Here is a 19,949-nt window from a genome sequence, read left to right on the forward strand (position 1 = left end):
CCAATCGGAACAGGGTCCTAGAATCTCATCATTCGAGGCGGCCCCGCTACTCCCCGGAGCCGCACTCAAGTCCTCGAATTCTGACTAGAATTCGTCACTTGGCTCGGTCGGATCCGCCTTGCCTGGATTCTTCTGCCCAGGGGCGGCCTTCTGTCCGGCCGGGGCCTTCTGCGGCGCCGGGGCACTCTTCTGCGGTGCCGGGGCGGCCGCCTTGTCCGGCGTGGGCGGCGGGAGATCCGCGGTGGGATCCTCGGGGGGAGCCGCCGCGGCACCATTGCCCGCCGGAGCCGCCGCGCCACCCGGGGGAGGCTTCTGGCCGCCCTCGTTCTTCTTGAGCTCGTCCTGCTGCTTCTTCTGGAGGGCCTCCATCTGCTTGGCCTGCTCCTCGGCCTGCTTGGCCTCGGCCTTGGCCTGGACCACGGCCTCCGCCTCCTTCATCAGGCCAAACACGGGCGACTCGGCGTTCATGGCCACCTCGCCGCCGTTCATGCCGATGTACTTCTTGTAGAGCTCCAGCGCGCGCTCCGGGGCGTCCTTGGCGCGGTGCAGGATGATGGCGCGGTTGAGGTAGATGGCGGCCAGGTTCGGATCGATCTTCTCCGCCTCGTCGTACTCCTGCATGGCCTTGTCGTACTGGCCCTGGCCCTTGAGGGCGACGCCCAGGTCCACGTGCGCGGCGGCGTTGCTGCCTCCGGCCTGGAGGATCTTCCGCAGGTGCTCCTCGGCGCCGGGGTAGTCCTCGGTGTTGAGCGCCATCTGCGCCAGGAGGATGTGCGCGGGCAGGTAGTCGCCGCGGACCTCGAGCGCGCGCTTGAACTCGAGCATCGCGCCGTCCGCGTCACCCTCTTGCTGCAGGAGCAGGCCCACGGTGTGGTGCAGCTCGGGATCGTTGTCGTCGATCTTCACCGCGCGCAGGGCCACCAGCTTCGCCATGGCGAGCTGCTTGCGGTCCAGGTAGCTGCGCATCATCACCTTGAGCGCGGTGGTGGACTGGGGATCGCGCATGAGCGCCGCGCGGGCGAACTCCATCGCCTTGTCGTGGTCGCCCGTCTGCCGGTAGATCTCCGCCAGGCGCGCGCGGCTGGCCGCGTCGTCCGGGTAGCGCTTGAGCACGTCCTGGTACAGCGTCACGGCGCCGGGGTTGTCGCCCGCGTTCTGCGCCATGATGGCCAGGTTCTCGGAGGCCTGGCGCAGCGACGGCTTCTTCTTCAGCGCCGACTGGTACCAGCCCTTGGCCTCGTCCTTCTTGCCCTGGCGCTCGGCGATGACACCCAGGTTGTAGTCGGCCTCGGCGAGGTTCGGGTCCGCCTCGAGGGCGGCCTTGAACTTGCGCTCCAGCGACGGGTAGTCGACGGCCTTGCTCTTCTTCTGGGCGTCCATCGCCTTCACCGCGTCATCGAACAGCAGCTTGGCGCGGTTGGAGATGGGCGGCGGCTCGGCGGCCTTCCCCTTGGCCGGCGTGGGCTTGATGTCAGGGTTGGTCTTCGGGCCGGTGGGGCCCGTGGCCGTGGACGAGGTGCAGCCGGTGGCCAGCAGCGCCGCGGCCCCCAGCCCCAGCAAGGTACGGAGGAATCGAGTGTGGTTCATCATTAGAGGAAGTCCTCCGGCTCGGACTCGTCGTTGGAGGCTTTCTTGGTCTTCGTGCCGTCCTGAGCCGCCGCGGGCGGGCGGGAGTTCACGTCGGTGGCCGTCTGCTCACGCAGCTTCTTGGTGAGATCCGTGAGATCCTCCTGGATCTCCTCGCCCTTGGCCTGGGCGGTGCCCTCGTCCTGCACCACGGGGGCGGGCACGTCCTGGATGGCGGCCAGCAGATCGCCCCCCAGCACCAGCTCCGAGCCCTTCTTCAGCGCCACGCGATCCTCGTGCACCTCCGGGAACTGATCCGGAGCGTACGTGGAGCGCAGCATCTTCAGGCTCTCCTTGGTGCAGTCGTTGACGAAGTCCAGCTCGCGGCTCTTGTTGACCGCGCTGGCGAACGCCTCGGTGGCCTGGGCCTTGAGGGGATCGGCCTGCTTGCTGAACTCGTCGCGGATGGCCTGCTCCGTCTCAGCGTCCACGCCCGGCGGCATGGGCACGTTGATCAGCTTGTCGGAGAACTCGTGGTAGGCCATGCCGATGCGGTGCAGCGCGCAGATGGCGGGCGACGGCGCGCCGAAGGCCACCGTCTGGATGTACTTCTTCTGCACCACGTCCAGCGCGCGCTTCTTCTCGAGGATGGAGTCCTTGAGCTTCTTCGGGTCGGCCGGGCGGCCCCACGTCAGGCGGATGCGCAGGTACTCGTGCCAGTCGGGCTCCACGCTCAGGAACTGGGCCTGGGCCACCGGCGCGATGGCCGTCTTCTCCAGCTCCTTCTGCACGCGCTTGGGCAGATCCTCGTAGTACTTGGAGATGCGGCCGTACATGCGCGCGGTGTCCTTCGCCCGGTGCAGCTTGTTCTCGAAGATGTCGGTGATGCGGCCCTCGGCGGTGAGCACCTTGCTGGGCGAGCGGATGTTGTCCTTCTCGTACTCCTCCAGCAGCTTCATCGCCTTGCCGTAGTTACCGCTCTTCTCGTACAGGGAGATGATCGACAGGGAGATCTGCTCGGCGTCCTTCGTCTTGGGCCACAGCTCCAGGTAGTGCTCGCGGTTCTTCAGCGCCTGCTTGAGCTGGCCCAGGCCCTCGCGGTAGGTGGCCGCGTTGAAGAGGGCGATCTGCGCCTTGGCCTCGTCCCACTTCTGCTTCTCTTCCTTCTTCTCGTCGGAGGCGGCCTCCTCCTCCTTCTGCTTGCCCTTCTTGCCGTGCTTGCTCGGGCGAGCCTTGGCGGAGTGAGCCGGCCCGCCGCCCTTCTCGTTCAGGCTGCGCTCGTAGCCCTTCACGTACAGCTCGTACGTGTTGGAGGCCTGCTCGAAGTCGCCAATGGCCTCCTGCGCCTCGGCGTTGGCGTAGATGGAGTCCGGCACGAAGCGCGAGCGCGGGTACTTGGTGATCAGGTTCTGGCGGACCTGGATGGCCTTATCCAGCTGCTTGCCTTTGAAGTAGTCCACCGAGGCGTTGTAGAGCGCCTGGTCCGCGATGCTCGTCTGCGGGAAGTCCTGCACGAAGTTCAGGTAGGCCTCGGCGGCCTTGCTGAACTGCTTCTTCTCCTCGAGCTGCGCCACCAGCGCGAACGAGGACTGCTCGATCAGCTTGGACAGATCCTCGCGGAACTTGCCCGTGGCCAGCTTGTCGTTCGCGTAGAACTTGCGGGCCCACTCGTTCACCTTGGCGAAGTCCTTCTGCAGGTTGTACGAGTCGAGCACCAGGTTGGCGGACACCTCGCCGGCGCGGTCGCCGTTCTCGAACTTGTAGTCCGGGTAGTTGAGGGCGATCTCGCTGAAGCGCTTCACCGCCTCGTCGAAGTGGTTGTAGCGGTAGTAGATGTTGGCGGCCTTGAAGGCGATCTCCACCCGCTTGTCGCCCTTGGGCAGGTACTTCAGATAGCGCTCGCACGCCTCGAGCAGCCCCTTCTTCGGCTCGACGATCTGCTGCTTCTTCTTGATGTCCGTGGCGTCGGGCGGCTTGACGGCGCCCTTCTCCTCGGCGGCCTTGACCACCTCGTCATAGGCGAGCACCGCGTTGTAGGCGGCGTTGGTCAGCCACTTGCCGGGCTTGCCGGGCTTGGGGTTGCCCTTCTCGTCCTTGGCGTCGAGGAGCTTGGCGTCCTGCAGGACGACCAGGGTGTAGTTGGCGGCGGCCTTCTCGTAGTTGTTCAGGTTGTCGTTGAGGAGCTCCGCCCAGAAGAAGCGCATGTCGTACGCCTTGGGGTTCTCCGGGAAGAGCGTGAGGTAGTCGCCGTAGATGGCGTCGGCGTACTTGAAGGTCTCCTCGTCACGCGTCTTGCGCGCCTCGTTGTGCCAGGTGACGGCGAGGTTGGACAGGGTGCGCTCGGCCAGCTCGTTGGCCTCGTCCAGCAGCTTCTTGTCCTTGTCCTCTTTGATAATGCCGGAGGCCTCCACTTCCTTGGTGACCTTCACCAGGCGGCGCACCTGGGCCACGGTGCGCTCCTTGTTGCCCATGCGCAGCACGCAGTCGACGATCTTCGCCTGGAAGCCCGGAGACTCGGGCGACAGCGGCTTCTCCTTGATGAGCGAGTTGAAGGTGATGGCCGCCTCGCGGTCCTTGCCGTCGTTGTAATAGAGGTTGGCCAGCTGCTTCATCATCGTGAAGCGGTCCTCGGGCTTGGTGGCCACCTTGTTGAAGTCGTCGCGGGCCCCCATCACGTCGCCGTCGCGGGCGTAGGTCTTCACGTAGTCGGCGCGGGCCTCCTTGGCGAGGCTGCTCTTGCCGCTCTTGCCGCCGTCCTTCTCCGCGGCGGCGCCGGCCAGCTCGCCGTAGAGCACCACCGTCTTGAACTTGTCCTTGGCGGCCGCGAAGTCGGACATGTTGAAGTAGCACCAGCCCTGCTTGTAGAGGGCGTAGGCGTAGACCTGGCTGTCGGTGAACTCGGCGGCGCGCTTGTAGGACTCGAGGGCGCGCTCCAGCTCGGGGCGCTTGCCCTTGGAGTTGTTGAAGTAGTACTCGCCGAAGGCCAGCCACGCGTCCGGCAGGTACTTGGACTTCGGGTACTTCTTCACCAGGCGCTCGTAGACGACCAGCGCCTTCTTGTCCTGGCCGTCTTCCATCAGGAAGTTGCCGAGGAAGAAGAGCACCTCGTCGCTGCGCTCGAAGTTCGGGTACTCCTGGACGATCTTCGTGTACTGCTGCATCGCCAGCTTGCCGTACTCCTTGGCCTTGGCGAGCAGCTCCGCCTTCTCCGCCTTGGCGCGCTGCTGCCCGGCGGTGTCATTGCGGTTCATCGCCTTGATGAAGTCGTCGTCCTTCCGGTTCGCATCGAACTCGTGGAACTTCGACTCTTCCCAGTAGAGCTCGCCCAGGCGGAACAGCAGGCTGGGGGCCTCGGCCTGATCGGGCGACAGCTCGATGATCTTCTTCAGCGACTCGATCTGCTCTTGCCGCTTGGAGGCCACCTGCAGCTCCACGCCCAGTCGGAACTGGTCGTACTGCAAGGCGGGGGCATCCTGCTCCTTCTCCTTTTTACGGGAGATGTCGCCGGCGAGTGACTTGTCAATGTTGGTGGCCGACTTCTTGCCGAGGTCGGCCTCGCGCGGGTTCTTCTTGGTCTGCGCGGAGGCGGCCGAGGCCAGAAGCAAGAGGCCGATGAGGAGCGAGCGACGCATGTCTCTCCTATCCCGGAACGTGCGGTCCTGAACGCTTGCTTGACGGGCAAGTAGCCGGGACTCTTTAGGAATTTCCATTCGAGGCGCGCCACTATGCGCAGGGACCGGAGGGTCGGTCAACTGAACCTGCTCGGCCGCCGGGGTGGGGAAAAGCTGCCCGGAAAACTTCCAGGGGCGCTGTGCGAAATCCGTTGGGTTGGCTGCCATGTCGGCCCTGGGGGGTATGGGGAGGGTAGCGCTCGACTGCCTGCCTGCCCTACCCTGAGATGCGAACCGGATCATGAGCCTCCTGCCTGAAGGCGCCAGTTTCGAAGAACTGGTGCAGGACTACTTCCTTGCCGTGCGCGGAGCGGGGCTGATGCTCTCCGCACTGGACACCGAGCTTCTGACGTCCTGGGCTCGGGAGGGCGTTCCCTTCCAGGTGGTGGCGCGGGGCATTGCCCGCTCCGCGGAGAAGGCCCTGTGGGACGCGCGGCCCGGGGAGCCGGTGCTGCGCAGCCTCCGCTCATGTCAGCGGCAAGTGGAGTCCGAGATCAAGAAGTACCGGGAGCGCAGCGCGGGCGAGGGGGAGGAGCGCCCCCGCAAGCGCCGGGCGCTGACCTGGGAGGAGACGCGGCACGCCCGCCTGCGGGCCTCACTGGAGCGGCTGGCCGAGCGCCGGCCCGAGTTGATGCAGCGGGTAGGGCAGCTCCTGGAGACAGCGCTCGCCACCTCGCCCGTGGAGCCGGCGCAGTTGGATGTGCAGGAGGGGTTCGTGTTCCTGGCGCTGCTGCGCGCCCTGCCCTTCCCGGAGCGCCGCGAGTTGTGGCGTGAGGCCTGTGGCGCCAGCGAGGGCCAGGGCATGTCCGTGCGCTCCCGGCGCGTGGCGCGGCGGTTCCGGCTGCTGGCGCTGGTGCGGCGCTCGCTCGAGATGAAGGAGATCTAGGCAGATGGGGACACCTGAACGCCTGCCCAGCAGGTCGTCTGGCGGGGGGACTGCTATGGATCGCGCCGACATGGGGACCAAGGGCAGCGGCGGTGCGTGCGGGGTATGCGGGGGGCGGACGTACCTCATCGAGCGGCAGGGAGACCGGGCTCATGCCCGCATCTGCGAGTGCTCGGTGGAGTGCCAGGTGTGCGGTGGGCGGGGCCACAACCTCGTCGAGCAGGAGGCGACCTTCAGCAAGAAGGTGGGGCCGCGCAAGTACGAGGTGCTGGCGCCCTGCGCGTGCACGCTGAGGATCCGGCGGGTGGCGCGCTACAACGAGGTGGGGCTGCCCGGAGTGCTGGCCCACGCCACGTTCGAGAACTACCGCCCGATCGACGACGCGCACAACCGGCCGAAGACGGTGGCGCAGCACTTCGCGCACCACTTCGACAAGAAGGGCTCCAACAAGGGCTTCATCCTCAGCGGGCCGGTGGGCACGGGCAAGACGCACCTGCTGGCGGCCACGCTGGCGCACCTGGTGCTCGAGATGGGGGTGCAGGCGCGCTACGTGGAGATCTCGCTGCTGTACGCCACCATCCGGCGCGGCTTCCAGGAGGGCAAGAGTGGCGGAGAGATCATCGGGCCGCTGTCCGAGGTGGAGGTGCTGGCCATCGACGAGCTGGGCAAGGGCCGCGGCAGCCAGTTCGAGCTGGAGACGATGGATGAGCTGATCGCCCGGCGCTACAACGCCAACCGCACCACGCTGTTCGCGACGAACTACTCGCTAGAGCCGGAGCGGAAGATCACCCGGGCGGTGAGCGGCTACCAGTCCACCGAGGACGCGAAGAACGTGCTGCGGGACGCGGAGCTGCTGCGGGAGCGCGTGGGCGAGCGCATCTACAGCCGGCTCTGCGAGATGTGCACCTTCGTGGAGCTGCCCAAGGACACGCCGGACCACCGGCGCGCGCGGCAGCAAGGTGAGCCCCGGGGCCACCACCACGCCCCCGTGAAGATGCGCGCGCACCGCTGAGGCGGCTGGCCCTCACGTGCTGCCTCCCCCTCCTCCAATGGCCCGAGACGCTGGCTCTGCGGAGCGACCGTAGGGGCTTCCCAGCCCGCGGCCGGCCCGGTATGGCGGGAGCCTCGCTCCCCTCTCCCGAGGCCTGAACATGACTGACGCCATCGTCATCCTCGTCACCGCGCCCTCGGCCGACAAGGCCGCGGAGCTTGCTCACACGCTCGTCGAAGAGAACCTGGCCGCCTGCGGCAACGTCCTCCCCGGCCTGCGCTCCATCTACCGCTGGGAGGGCAAGGTCCACGATGAGCCCGAGGCGCTCCTCATCCTCAAGACCCGCGCCGCCCTCTTCGAGGCGCTCCGGGAGCGCATCATCGCCCTCCACCCCTACCAGGTCCCCGAGGTCCTCCGGCTCGATGTGGCCGCCGGGCACCCGCCATACCTCCAGTGGATTATCGACAGCGTCCGGCCCTCGCCTTGAGGATGCACCCTGACAGCCAGGCCCACGTGACTTGTGGGGTTGTCTTGGAGCATCCTACTGTTAGCTGAAGGCCATCCCGGCCCCAGCCGGATTCACTGAACCCCTGTGCCCGGTCTAGGCTGACCGCGCCCCTTCTCTTTTGTCCCCTCCCCCCATGGCTCCCATCCGAATCCTCGTGGCGGACGGTTCCGCGGTCGCCCGGAGGGAGATCTCCCAGATGCTCGGCTCCGATCCGGAGCTCGAGGTGGTGGCCCTCACCCCCTCCGGGCGCATCGCGCTGGAGAAGGCGGAGCAGCTCCGCCCCGAGATCGTCGTGCTCGAGCTGAGCCTGGAGGGCATGAGCGGGCTGGAGGTGCTCAAAGCGCTCCGCCGCCAGTTTCCCCGCATGCCCGTGCTCATCTTCAGCGCGCTGACGGAGAGCACCGGCAACCTCACGATGGATGCGCTCGCCCACGGCGCGAGTGACTACATCACCAAGCCGACGACCCCTGGAGGCGTCCCCACCTTGGAGCAAGCCCGGGAGCCGCTCATCGCCAAGATCAAGGAGCTGCACTCGCGGATCCAGGCTGAACCCCCCAAGGTCGTGCTACCCCGCAAGCGCCACGAGCTGGCCAAGGCCACGGCCCCGCAGCCGCGCATCGGAGTGGTGGTGATCGGCGTCTCCACGGGCGGGCCCAACATGCTGGTGGACGTCATCACGGCGCTCCCCGCGGACTTCCCGGTGCCGGTGCTCATCGCCCAGCACATGCCCCCCGTCTTCACGAGGCTGTTCGCCGAGCGCCTGGACTCGCTCACCCCGCTGCGCGTCCGCGAGGCCGTGGCCGGCGAGCAGCTGCGCACCGGCCAGATCTGGATCGCTCCCGGGGACTACCATCTGGCGCTCGTCCGCGAGGGCCCCATCGTGAAGCTGCTGACCCACCGCGGCCCGATGGAGAACTCCTGCCGCCCGGCGGTGGATGTGCTCTTCCGCTCCGCCGCCGCGGCCTATGGAGCCGGAGTGCTGGCCGTGGTGATGACCGGGATGGGGCAGGATGGGATGAGGGGCTCCCAGGCGGTGAGCCAGGCCGGTGGGCGCATCATCGTCCAGGATCCGGAGACCTGCGTGGTGGGGAGCATGCCCCAGGCGGTGCTCAATGCCGGGCTGGCCCACCAGGTGGTGCCGCTGAAGAACCTGGGCGCGGAGATCGTCCGCCGCGTCACCCGAGCGCTGTCCGTGCAGCCCGTCGCAGGCTGAGCCGCCGGGCTGCTCCCTGCTTCCACGAGTCCTCCGCCCCGAGGCTCACGGGCCGGATGCTCTGCCAGAGAGCAGGCAAGGAGGCAGTAAGAGCGCGCTCACATGCATACCTTCCCTCCAGCGCTTCGGCGCTCGGTGCGTGGACCGGTGGGAGATGGATGCGATTCAAGTTCCAGTCCTGGGGTGGATCGCCTTCGGCGTGCTCGTCCTGGGGCTGCTCGCTGTCGATCTGCGGGTCCATCGGAAGAGGCCGGGCGAGTCCAAGCGCAGCGCCATTGCCTGGAGCATTGGCTGGCTCACCCTCGGGCTCGGCTTCGGCGTGTTCGTCTGGAGGGCGTATGGGACTCGCGCTGCCCATGAGTACCTGGGCGCCTGGCTCATCGAGGAGAGCCTGAGCGTCGACAACCTCTTCGTGTTCCTCATCATCTTCCGCAGCCTCAGCGTTCCGGAGGATGAGCAGCGGCGGGTGCTCTTCTGGGGAATCTTCGGAGCGCTGATGTTCCGTGCCCTCTTCATCTTCGCCGGGGTGGAGGCGATGGAGCACTGGAACCCCGTGGTCTACGTGTTCGGCGCCATCCTGCTCATCACCTCCGTCCGGGTGGCGATCGAGGATCCCTCGCGCCAGCACGAGAGCGCGCTGGTGCGGTGGCTCGCCAAGCGGCTCCCGGTCAGCGCTTCCATCGATGGGCCTCACTTCTTCGTCCGGCGCGATCGCAGGCTCATGGCGACGCCGCTGCTGGTGGCGCTGATCTCCATCGAGCTCACCGACATCGCCTTTGCCGTGGACTCGGTGCCCGCGGCGCTGGCGGTCAGCCAGCAGCCCTTCATCGTCTACAGCTCGAACGTCTTCGCCATCCTCGGCCTGCGGGCGCTCTACATCGTGCTGGCGCACGTCATCTCGGAGCTGCGCTACCTGCACTATGGGCTCGCGGCGGTCCTGGCCTTCGCGGGCCTGAAGATGATCCTCCCGGATGACCGAGTGCATGTGCCGCCGCTCGCCTCGGTCGCCGTCATCATCGTGTGCATCGGCCTCGCGGTCGGCGCGAGCCTCCGGGCTCGGACCCGGCAGCGCCGCCTGGAGCGGGAGCGCAAGGGGCCAGGTCCCGGTGGCTCCTCACGCCGTGAGGTCCCCGCATGACACCTCAGGCCCCGGCTACCCGCACGCGGCCCCAGGGTGCATTATGAAGAGAGCCATGAGGCATGGGATCCAGAGCGCAATGGTGTTGGCTGCTGGCCTGCTCTCGGCATGCGCCGCGGGCTCTCGGCAGGTACGCGACGAGGACAGCACGCGCATCGAGGAGGCCATGCGGCCCGAGCCCCACCCCGAGGTGATTCCGGAGGGCATCGCCCTGGGCGATGACGCTCCCCCCCTCGCTCCTCCGGGGTACGAATTGACGAGCCCCTCGATGACCCTGCTCTCGGATGCCGGGTATGCGCAGTGGGGCGGCTCGTACGGCTCCCCGGTGTACCACTCGGGTCATCGCCACCACCCGGGTCATCTCCACCAGTCGGGTTATCTCCACGGACCCTGGCCGCCCTCGGTGCGCTACCACATCCAGGCTACGCCTGGAGGCACCACCCCCGGCCTGCTGCCTTGAGACGGGCTAATCCCAGGTGAGCTCGTACTCGCTGTCGAGCGGCCCCAGGGCGCGCGAGCGAATCTGGGGGTTTTTGGCATTGCTGGCCTGCAGCACCGACAGCAGCACTCCCTCGGTGTGCGGCAACGGCAAGAAGTCATGGAGGAAGGTGACGATGGCGCACTTGTCACCCTTCATCGTCACCGTCCGCTCCCCGAAGTTCGACGCCGCGCGGTAGGCCGCGGGGACGTTGCTCAACAGCCGCTCCGGCGAGCCCCCCGACAGCAGCAGCAGCGTCTTGCCCGCCATGGAGTCCAGGAAGTCACGCACGGTGGTCGCGCCCAGCTGGCGCGCCGTGGCATCTGGACTGCCGAACTGCGGAGCCAGCACCTGCGAGGCGGCGACCAGCACCCGCAGGAAGTCCGACATGGGGTAGCTGGAGAAGCTGATGAAGCTCCGCTCGAAACGCTTGTCGGCCAGCAGCTCGTAGCACTGCTTCAGGGCCAGCTCGCCCCCATGGTTCCTCACCATGTGAAGCAGCCCGTTCATGAACAGCCCTCGCACCGTCTCAGCGGGGCTGGGCAGGGAGAGATATTTGGAGTAGGCGGACGGCGTTTCGGCGGCGGACGGCTTCACCGATCCCTGGGACGGACTCATGGACAAACGGGGCTCCTTGGCAACAGCGTACATGGGCCCGCCTCCTGAGTGGAGATCCACTCCAGGAGAAAAAGGGGACGACACCGGAGCACACGTGGGGAATCCCCCTCGGGTGAGGGGGGCCTCGAGCACGGCCCGCTCCGAAGTGGATCACTCCGAGTGCTGCTACGGGGTCACGGCGCGCAAAAGCGAATTGCCCGCATCCGCCACGTAGAGCGTCCCATCCGGCCCCACCGCCAGCCCCGCCGGGAGGACGAAGTCCGCATGTTGGCCGTCCCCGTCCCGAGCCCCGAACAGCCCCGAGCCCGCCAGCGTCGTCACCTCGCGGGCCTTGCCGTCCGTGCCGACGAGGATGCGCCGGATGCGGTAGTTACCGGGATCCGCCACCGCCACCGAGCCGTCCCCCAGCACCGCGATGCCCAGGTAGGGCAGCAGCTGCGCTGAGGCTGGAACCCCATCCATGTACCCTGGCGAGTCGCCCGCCACCGTCGAGACGAGGCCGTTCTTCAGCGCCACCACTCGGGCCATGCCCGTCTCCACGATGTAGAGGGTGCCATCCGCCTTCACGGCCAGGGCCGACGGCCGGTAGAGCCACTTGTCCGCCTGTAGCGTCGTCACCGGGTTGCCCGTGGAGACCAGATCAATGCGGCGGATGACGCCGTTGCTCAGGTCCGCCACCAGCAGCGCCCCGTCCGGTGCGATCGCCAGGCCCGCCGGCTGGTTGAAGCGCGCGCTCGTGGCGGGCCCATCCCCGGAGCCCGCCTGCGACTCCCCGCCGGCGAACAGCGTGGCCGCCCCGTCCGGAGTGATGCGGCGGATGCACTGGTGATCCGTGTCCGAGACATAGATGTTGCCCGCAGCATCGACAGCCACTCCCATCGGCCCGTCGAGCCCCGTCAGGATCGTCTGGATGTCCCCCATCGAGGACACCCGCTTCACCGAGTCATCGAGCGCGTCCGCCACCACCCACCCGCCGTCCGGCATCATCGCCACGGCCACCGGAGCGCCGAACTGCCCCATGCCCCTGGGTCCGTCGATGCCGCCGCGCATCCCCGCCTGGCCGGCCATGGTGCGCACGCTGCTGGCATACGGGCCGTGAGGCACGGGACGCGGTGGCGCGGGGAACTGCACCAGGTTGGAAGGCACCGGCCGTCCCAGCGCCTTGTAGAGCACGTTGGCCACGATGCGGGCGGCGCGCGGATCCGCGGCCTGCTCTCCCGAGAGCGTGTGCACGAAGTCGATGCCCCCCGCGGAGAACACCCACGCGTCGCCCTGCTTGCGCAGCACCATCTGCCCAATGCCGAAGGCGCCCTGCAGCGACAGCGCCGGGGACTCGGCGAGCACCTGCAGCCCCGAGGGCGAGTGGCCGTTGTCGACGATCTCATCCATCTCGTAGCCGTTGGCCATCCAGATGGTGTCACCCGCCCGGAAGCCCGTGCCCGCGAGCGCCCAGTGGCTCGGGTCGGTGATGACCAGCGGGAAGGAGAACTGGTGCCAGCGGCTGTTGAACATCACGCCGAAGAGCTTGTTCTCCGGGCGCGACACCGGAGCGTCCCGGAACTTCGAGCTCCACAGCGGGCTGTGTGGCCCCACGGGATCGTGCGAATCTCCCTTGTAGCAGGTGATGATGCGCCGCGACCGGCCGTCCTTCGCCGGCTCCAGGCGCACCTGCCAGTAGCCCTGGTTAGCGCCGAGGTTGATCAGCGAGCGGCCCTCCGCCAGCGCCCGGTCCATCTGGTCGCGGATCCCGCTCGTCCAGTACTCGTCATGGCCCGAGAGGAAGACGACCTTCGCGCCGCTCACGTAGTCGCGCTCGTCCATGTCCTCATCCGTGGCGTAGCCCACGTCCAACCCCTGGGCCTCCAGCCACCGCACCAGGCTGAGATCATCTCCCAGCAGGTGGCCGGAGCCCTGCCCTCGGTAGAACGGCCGGTCATACGAGGCCTGGAACCCCCGGGCCACCCCGTACTTGCGCTTCATCACCCCGAGCTTGTCGTCGTAGAGGCTCGTGTTGCCCCAGACGTTGTACGCCTGCCACGTGGCCGTGGGGATCAGCGCCACCACCTCCGAGCGCGGCTTCGGATCGCGCACGAAGAAGGGCACGTAGCGCTCGTAGCCGTCATCTCGCACCAGCTTCACCAGGTAGACGCCGCGCACCCAGTCGGCCTTCGTCTCGATCTCGACGGTGGGCGCCCACTGGCAGGCCACCACGCCCGTGCTCTCATCGATCGGGCAGTCCGGCTGACGCGGCGCGCGGATCGGGCCTCCCCGAGCCAGCTCCCGGCCTCCCTTCCCGCCGTAGTAGCCGAGCCGGTACACGTACCAGCTGAAGTTACGGGTGTCGGGCACGTTGACGGCCACCGGGAGCCGTTGCCCCGGCGTCACGGTCATGCTCAGGGAGTAGCCCTCGATCTCCCGGTTGTTGGCGGCACGCTTGATGCGCCATGCCTCGGTGCCTGTGCGCTGGTTCTCCAGGCGAACGGCATCCGGATCAGGTTCGGGCAGGGGTGGCTCCGTGGTGCCCCCATCCGTCCCCGAGGGCGGTCCCGCGTCCGGATTCCCACTTCCCGCGTCCGGGGGCAGGCCCGCGTCCGGATAGCCCTCCAGGGGAGGGGTGTCGCTCCTGCCATTGGGCGGAGGGGGGCGGTTCCCATTGCTCTGGCAGCCTGCCAACACGCCCAGCAGGCCCAGCACGATGACCCCTCGCCCCAACAAGCGCCTTGCCTGCCCCATTGCTGCCTCCGCCGGTCAACGAAGTCCGACGGTAAGCACGCCGATCCGGATCGGAAGCGCCGTGTCAGAGGAAGGTCCAGGAGTTCAACACTCCACCCTCGTCACGCCCCGAGGAACTCGCGGTGCAACCGGGCCGTGAGGGGCTTCAGGTAGGCCTTGTCCACCAACAGGGAGAGCTGCAGCGGCGAGGTGTGCACCGCGTGCACCCGCGCCCCCAGCTCCTCCGCGGCGAGCAGGGCCCGGCGCAGGTATGCCCAGTCCGCGTTGATGCCCGCCCCCACGCAGGTGACGGTGCCGACCTGCTCCTGGAGCGACACGTCGTCTCCGAAGCGCATGGCCAGGTCCTTCCGCACGGCCTCCAGCCCGTGGATGTCCTGGAGCGGCACGGCGATGTAGCTCCGCGACTCCCGCCCGAGCAGCCCATCAAAGCTCAGCGCACGCCCGCGCACGCCGCGCGCGTCGAGGAACTCCAGCAGCTCCGGCAGCCGCACCCGCTCCGAGGCCGCCGACAGCACCGCCATCTCCTGCTCGGCCGTCACCCCTTTGACGCGCGTGTCGGAAGGGACCGTCAGCTCCTGGACGGCCGTGCCCGTGCCCTGCGCGTGCGCCGTGCGAGCGAGGATGACGATGCCCTTGGCCTTGGCGAACTCCACCGCCTGCGCATTGAGCACCTTGGCACCCGCGCTCGCCAGCTCCTGCATCTCGTCATAGGAGAGCGACTCCAGCTTGCGCGCGTCCGGCACCACCCGCGGGTCCGCGGAGAAGATGCCGTCCACGTCGGAGTAGATCTCACACGCCTCGGCCTCGAGCGCCGCGGCCAGCGCCACCGCCGTCGTGTCCGAGCCCCCCCGCCCCAGCGTCGTCACCTCCTTCTTATAGGAGACGCCCTGGTAGCCGGCGACGATGACCACCTTGCCGCGATCCAGCTCCTCGAAGACACGGAAGGGGCGCACCTCGACGATGCGGGCCTGCGAGTGCGTGTCGTTGGTGATGATGCCGCTCTGGCTGCCGGTGAAGCTGATGGCCGGCACGCTCAGCTCCTGGAGCGCCATGGAGAGCAGCGCCATGGAGATGCGCTCGCCACAGGTGAGCAGCATGTCCAGCTCGCGCCGAGGCGGGTCCGGGGACACCTGCTTGGCCAGCGAGAGCAGCTCGTCCGTGGTGTCCCCCATGGCGGAGACCACGACGACCACCTGGTAGCCTGCCTCGCGCCGGGCCTTCACGCGCTGGGCGACCTTGCGGATCTTCTCCACGTCGGCGACCGAGGAGCCGCCGTACTTCTGAACCACGATGGGCATAGAACGCCTCGTACCTTGTTGGGTGCGTCCGGAAAACCACGCCGAGGGGTTTTCATGCAGGACGCTGGCCAACCGGATGCGCAGGCCTGCCAGGTGTGCGGTCGCCTTCTTGACAGAGCGAAGACTTCCAAGCAGGAGGGCTTCTTATGGCGATGATTGAGGTCCAGAACCTCACCAAGCGGTACCGAGACCGAAGTGCCATCGAGGGCCTCTCCTTCAGCGTCAACGAGGGAGAGCTGCTGGGCTTCCTGGGTCCCAACGGGGCCGGCAAGTCCACGACGATGAAGATCCTCACCGGGTTCCTGCCCCCCTCGTCGGGCATGGCGAAGGTGGCGGGCTTCGACGTCTTCGAGAACCCGCTCGAGGTGAAGCGCCGCATCGGCTACCTGCCGGAGACCCCGCCGCTCTATCCGGAGATGACGGTGCGCGGGTACCTGAAGTTCGTGGCCTCGCTGAAGCGGCTGCCGGGCCGCGGGCTGAAGGCCGAGGTGGACCGGGTGGCCGGGCTCACCGGGTTGACGGACGTCATGGACCGCGTCATCCAGAACCTCTCCAAGGGCTACAAGCAGCGCGCGGGCATTGCCCAGGCGCTGCTGGGCTCGCCGCCGGTGCTCATCCTCGACGAGCCCACCGAGGGGTTGGATCCCTCGCAGCGCGCCGAGGTCCGCGGCCTCATCAAGGGGCTGGCCGGCAAGCACACCCTCATCCTCTCCACGCACATCCTGCCGGAGGTGACGATGACGTGTGAGAAGGTGCTGATCATCAACCAGGGGAAGATGGTCGCCTACGACGAGATCCGGAAGCTGGCCTCGGTGCATGGCCAGTCCGAGAACGTCTCGCTCGAGGAGATCTTCATCAAGCTCACCGCCGCCTGAGCGGCCTTTCCCACGACTCTCCGAGAGGACTCCACATGCGTACCGCCCTGGCGATCGCCCGCAAGGAGCTGTCCATCTACTTCACCACCCCGTGGGCCTACGCGGTCTTCACGGCGATGGTGGCCATCTCCTCGTTCTTCTTCATGGGCCTGCTGCAGACGTTCCAGGAGGTGCAGGAGATGGCCCGCGCGCTGGGCTGGAACCAGCTGCCGCCCGACTCCGCGGCCTACCGCAACCTCACGGACGGCGTCGTCGTCCAGCTCTGGGGCGTGGTGCTCATCATCACGCTCTTCGTGGCGCCCTTCCTCTCCATGCGGCTGTTCGCCGAGGAGAAGCGCAACAAGACGTTCGAGCTGCTGATGACCACGCCGGTGCGCCCCATCGAGCTGGTGGTGGGCAAGTACCTGGGCGGGCTGGGCATCATCTCCGCGGCGCTGGGGCTGACCATCGTGTTCCCGATCATGCTCTCGGCGTTCGGGGCCAGCTCCACCGGCACGGTGCTGGAGTGGCCCACGGTGCTGCTGGGCTACGGCGCGGTGCTGCTGTGGGGCGCCACCTGCATGGCGGTGGGGATGTTCATCTCGTCGCTGACGGAGAGCCAGATGGTGGCCGCGCTGCTCACCTTCGTGGTGATGCTGCCGTGGATGCTGCTGCGCGGGCTGGCGCAGAGCACGGAGGAGCCCATGCGCTCCTTCATCACCTATCTGTCCTTCGACTCGCAGCTGTCGAACCTGCTCAAGGGCGTGCTGGATTTGAAGGCGCTGGTGTTCTTCCTCTCCGTCATCCTCTTCTCGCTGCTGCTCACCCACCGCACGGTGGAGGCGCAGCGCTGGGCTTAGCCGCTTGCGCGAGGGACCCATGAAAGCCTCCTCTGTCGGAAAGATCCTCGGCGCGCTCGGGTTGCTGCTGCTGCTGTCGAGCCCCTTCACCCTGTTCTTCACCTCGGGCTCGGTGGCGCTCACGGCGGCCAAGGCGGTGTCGGGGCTGGTGCTGCTGGGCGCGTACTTCGCCACGAACTTCAAGCAGTTCGGCCAGTTCGCCACGCGGCGCTCCAGCTTCTTCTTCGGCACCACGGTGCTGCTCGGAGTGGTGACGCTGGGCGCGCTGGCGGCGGTCAACTACATCGCCTACAAGAAGAACAAGAGCTGGGACCTGACCAAGCACAAGCTCTTCACCGTGGCGCCGCAGACGAGCGCCACGCTCGCCGGGCTCAAGGAGAAGGTGCACGCCCTGGCCTTCCTGCCACCCAGCAACCCCTACTACGACACGGTGGAGCAGCTCTTCCGGCTCTACCAGGCCGAGGCGCCCGACAAGTTCGACTTCGCCTTCAAGGATCCACAGCGCAACCCGGATCTGGCGGCCAAGTACCAGCTCAAGGAGGGACAGGCCACGGTGGTGCTGGTGCGCGGCGAGGGCCCCAACGCGTCGCACACCACGCTCGCCACGCTCTCCGAGCAGGAGCTGACCAACGCCCTGATCAAGCTCAACGCGGTGGGGGCGCAGAAGGTGTACTTCCTCTCCGGCCACGGCGAGTGGCCGCTGCAGGCCGACCCTCCCGCTCCAGGCCAGCCAAGCGACAGCCTCTCCGAGCTTCGCAAGGAGCTGCTCCAGGAGGGCTACACCGCCGACGAGCTGAACCTGGCGGGCCAGAAGGAGGTACCGAAGGACGCCTCGCTGGTGATCATCGCCGGGGCGAAGACGCCATACACGCCCGCGGAGATGGAGGTGCTGCGGCAGTACCTCGGGGCGGGCGGGCGGATGCTCTACTTCGCGGAGGCCAACGCCGAGCCGAAGCTGGACGCGCTCCTGGGCGAGTACGGCGTGGAGGTGGACAAGGGCATCGCCGCGGACCGTCAGTTCAACAGCGGCAACCCCTATGTCATCGTCTCGGCTTTCTACAGCGAGCACGAGCTGACGCGGCCGCTGCGCCAGCGCAAGCTCAACATCGAGTTCCCCACCGCGCGCAGCCTCACGGTGCTCCGCCAGGGCATGGCCGAGGGCGTGAAGGTGGAGCCCGTGGTGCTCACCTCGCCCTTCGGCTGGGTGGAGACCACGCCGGATGCAGACGCCACGCCCTCGGACGGAGAGAAGTCCGGCCAGCTCACCCTGGTGGCCGCCGCCACGCGGGACACGAAGAGCGCCAAGGACAAGCGCTTCGATGAGGCCCGGGTGGTGGTGATGGGAGACTCGGAGATCCTCCTGGATCCCAACTGGGGCCACGAGGCCAACCGCAACCTGGTGCTGAACGCGCTCGGCTGGGCGAGCACCCAGGTGGAGAAGATCACCATCCGCCCGCCGGATCGCGAGGTGTCCACGCTGGAGATGGATCAGCACATGCTGGACAACATCCGCTTCGTTTCCACGGACCTGCTGCCCCTGTCGCTCATGGGCGTGGGGCTAGCCATCTGGCTGTCGAGGCGAAACAAGTGAAGCAGACAGAGAAGACCCTGGTCACGCTGCTCGCCGTTACCGTCGCCGCCGCGGGGCTCGGCCTCTACGCGTACTTCGGCGTGAAGAAGCCCGAGGAGGTGGCGGAGGTCCGCAAGGAGCAGTCCGAGAAGCTCTTCGCCCCGAGCGCTCCCGACGAGAAGCCCAAGGATGGAAGCACCGCTGCCGCGCCTGTCTTCACGCAGCTCACCGTGCAGGCCAAGGGCGTCACCGCGATGCTGGAGCGTCAGGGCGACACCTGGCGCATCACCGCTCCGGTGTCGGCCAAGGCGGACAAGTCCGCAGTGGACAGCCTCACCCAGCAACTCCAGTCCGCGAAGTTCAAGGCCACCGTGGAGGAGGCTCCCACCGACGCGGACCTCGAGAAGTACGGCCTCAAGACGCCCGTGTTCGCGGTGACGGCGAAGGCCTATGTCCCGGATGCCTCGGGCGGTGGAAAGGATGATCCGTCCCGCCAGCGCACGGTGACGCTGTATGGCGGAATCGAGAACCCCTTCGACGGCTCTGTGTACGTGCGCCGGGACGGGGATCCGCGCGTGTATTCGGCGGACGGGGCGGTGCGCTACGCGCTGGAGAAGGACGTGTACGCGCTGCGGGACAAGGAGCTCCTGGGGATCCCCGAGGCGTCGGTGAAGGCCCTCGACGTGACGGCGAAGGCGAACTCGTATGCGCTGGAGCGCGATGCGGATCAGTCCTGGCGGTTGACGAAGCCTTCGGTGGTGCGTGCGGACGGGGAGCGCGTGAAGCAGGTGCTCAAGTCCCTCGGCGAGCAACGAGCGCTCTCCTTCCCCACGGACTCGGCGACGGAACGCACGAAGCTGGGCCTCGACAAGCCCGTGGTGGATGCGCGCTTCACGCTCGACAAGGACGAACCGGTGCGCGTGCGGCTCTCGCAGGTGAAGGAGGGAGAGGGCTCGAAGGTGTATGCGCTGCGCGAGCAGGGCCCAGCGGCGGTGCTCGCGGAGGTGCCGGAGGCCGCGCTCTCCGTGCTGGACGTGGGGCTGGCGGAGCTGAGGACCAAGATGCTGCTGGCCTTCAAGCGCGATGAGGTGAAGCGCCTCGTCTTCTCTCCGGGCGCGGGGGGAGCTCCCATCACCGTGGCCAACACGAAGCCCGACTCGAACGCTCTCGATGGCTGGCAGGTGGAGGCGCCCAAGGCGGGCAAGGCGCAGGGCGTGAAGGTGGCCTCGCTGCTCAGCTTCCTGGCCAACCTCAAGGCCTCCAGCTTCGGCGAGGCCAACCCGAAGAAGTGGGACAAGTACGCCATCACAGGGGCCTCGCGCGGCGTCTCGTTGCAGGACGCGAGCGGCAAGGAGCTGGCGCGGCTGGCCATCGGCAGCGCGGTGCCGGACAAGGAAGGTCTCGTCTACGCCCGGGGCTCCAGCAACGAGGTGGCTCAGGTGGAGCTGGCGCGGCTGTCCTCGCTGCCCGAGCGTCCGGAGGATCTCCTGGCCGCCACAACCAGCACCGCGACGGATGGCGGCACCGCCACGGATGGTGGCCCCACGCTGGCGCAGCCCTGAGCT

General features: G+C 67.7%; 15 protein-coding genes. 10 read left to right on the plus strand and 5 right to left on the minus strand.

Annotated elements, in window-relative coordinates; all coding sequences use genetic code 11:
• Positions 1-84 precede the first annotated feature (84 nt).
• Complete coding sequence (gltE, locus tag ACJ8AT_RS27970) at positions 85-1,590, minus strand: adventurous gliding motility TPR repeat lipoprotein GltE (RefSeq protein ID WP_407740940.1); 1,506 nt, start codon at positions 1,588-1,590, stop codon at positions 85-87.
• On the minus strand, positions 1,590-5,198 hold the full coding sequence (locus tag ACJ8AT_RS27975) for a tetratricopeptide repeat protein (RefSeq protein ID WP_407740941.1): 3,609 nt from the start codon (positions 5,196-5,198) through the stop codon (positions 1,590-1,592). Before ACJ8AT_RS27975 ends, gltE begins: the two co-directional genes overlap by 1 nt.
• A 280-nt stretch (positions 5,199-5,478) precedes the next feature.
• Here ACJ8AT_RS27975 and ACJ8AT_RS27980 point away from each other — a divergent pair, with 280 nt between their 5' ends.
• The 6 genes from ACJ8AT_RS27980 to ACJ8AT_RS28005 all read left to right on the plus strand — a co-directional run bounded on the left by ACJ8AT_RS27980 (position 5,479) and on the right by ACJ8AT_RS28005 (position 10,433).
• The gene (locus ACJ8AT_RS27980; RefSeq protein WP_407740942.1) at positions 5,479-6,123 is read left to right on the plus strand and encodes a hypothetical protein; all 645 of its coding nucleotides are present in this window, start codon (positions 5,479-5,481) and stop codon (positions 6,121-6,123) included.
• 55 nt (positions 6,124-6,178) lie between these two features.
• Positions 6,179-7,135: an ATP-binding protein gene (locus tag ACJ8AT_RS27985; RefSeq protein ID WP_407740943.1), complete on the plus strand. Its 957-nt coding sequence runs from the start codon at positions 6,179-6,181 to the stop codon at positions 7,133-7,135.
• Between the two features lie 139 nt (positions 7,136-7,274).
• Positions 7,275-7,601: a divalent-cation tolerance protein CutA gene (gene cutA / locus ACJ8AT_RS27990; RefSeq protein WP_407740944.1), complete on the plus strand. Its 327-nt coding sequence runs from the start codon at positions 7,275-7,277 to the stop codon at positions 7,599-7,601.
• A 154-nt stretch (positions 7,602-7,755) separates the two neighbouring features.
• A complete protein-coding gene (gene cheB / locus ACJ8AT_RS27995; protein WP_407740945.1) occupies positions 7,756-8,835 on the plus strand; it encodes a chemotaxis-specific protein-glutamate methyltransferase CheB in 1,080 nt (359 codons plus the stop codon).
• A gap of 139 nt (positions 8,836-8,974) precedes the next feature.
• Positions 8,975-9,973, plus strand: a complete 999-nt coding sequence (locus tag ACJ8AT_RS28000) for a TerC/Alx family metal homeostasis membrane protein (RefSeq protein ID WP_407740946.1) — start codon at positions 8,975-8,977, stop codon at positions 9,971-9,973.
• A gap of 55 nt (positions 9,974-10,028) precedes the next feature.
• Positions 10,029-10,433 (plus strand): hypothetical protein, encoded by a 405-nt coding sequence (locus ACJ8AT_RS28005; RefSeq protein WP_407740947.1) that lies wholly within the window; start codon positions 10,029-10,031, stop codon positions 10,431-10,433.
• 6 nt (positions 10,434-10,439) lie between these two features.
• Here the strand turns inward: ACJ8AT_RS28005 and ACJ8AT_RS28010 are convergent, their stop codons facing one another.
• The 3 genes from ACJ8AT_RS28010 to ACJ8AT_RS28020 all read right to left on the minus strand — a co-directional run bounded on the left by ACJ8AT_RS28010 (position 10,440) and on the right by ACJ8AT_RS28020 (position 15,100).
• A complete protein-coding gene (locus tag ACJ8AT_RS28010) occupies positions 10,440-11,069 on the minus strand; it encodes a DUF2378 family protein (protein ID WP_407740948.1) in 630 nt (209 codons plus the stop codon).
• A 165-nt stretch (positions 11,070-11,234) separates the two neighbouring features.
• The gene (locus tag ACJ8AT_RS28015) at positions 11,235-13,802 is read right to left on the minus strand and encodes a N,N-dimethylformamidase beta subunit family domain-containing protein (RefSeq protein WP_407740949.1); all 2,568 of its coding nucleotides are present in this window, start codon (positions 13,800-13,802) and stop codon (positions 11,235-11,237) included.
• 101 nt (positions 13,803-13,903) lie between these two features.
• Entirely contained in the window at positions 13,904-15,100 is a 1,197-nt protein-coding gene (locus tag ACJ8AT_RS28020) for an aspartate kinase (RefSeq protein ID WP_407740950.1), read from the minus strand.
• Positions 15,101-15,246: 146 nt separating this feature from the next.
• On the opposite strand from ACJ8AT_RS28020, the gene ACJ8AT_RS28025 reads away from it, so the two are divergent.
• Genes ACJ8AT_RS28025 through ACJ8AT_RS28040 form a run of 4 tightly spaced genes read left to right on the plus strand, consistent with a single transcriptional unit; the run spans position 15,247 to position 19,946 of the window.
• Entirely contained in the window at positions 15,247-15,975 is a 729-nt protein-coding gene (locus ACJ8AT_RS28025; RefSeq protein ID WP_407740951.1) for an ABC transporter ATP-binding protein, read from the plus strand.
• Positions 15,976-16,010: 35 nt separating this feature from the next.
• Complete coding sequence (locus ACJ8AT_RS28030) at positions 16,011-16,814, plus strand: ABC transporter permease (protein WP_407740952.1); 804 nt, start codon at positions 16,011-16,013, stop codon at positions 16,812-16,814.
• A gap of 19 nt (positions 16,815-16,833) precedes the next feature.
• Positions 16,834-18,405: a GldG family protein gene (locus tag ACJ8AT_RS28035; protein WP_407740953.1), complete on the plus strand. Its 1,572-nt coding sequence runs from the start codon at positions 16,834-16,836 to the stop codon at positions 18,403-18,405.
• Positions 18,402-19,946 (plus strand): DUF4340 domain-containing protein, encoded by a 1,545-nt coding sequence (locus ACJ8AT_RS28040; RefSeq protein ID WP_407740954.1) that lies wholly within the window; start codon positions 18,402-18,404, stop codon positions 19,944-19,946. Before ACJ8AT_RS28035 ends, ACJ8AT_RS28040 begins: the two co-directional genes overlap by 4 nt.
• Positions 19,947-19,949: the final 3 nt, after the last annotated feature.

Origin of the sequence: Hyalangium sp., assembly GCF_045802625.1 — a bacterium.
Classification (GTDB): Bacteria; Myxococcota; Myxococcia; order Myxococcales; family Myxococcaceae; genus Hyalangium.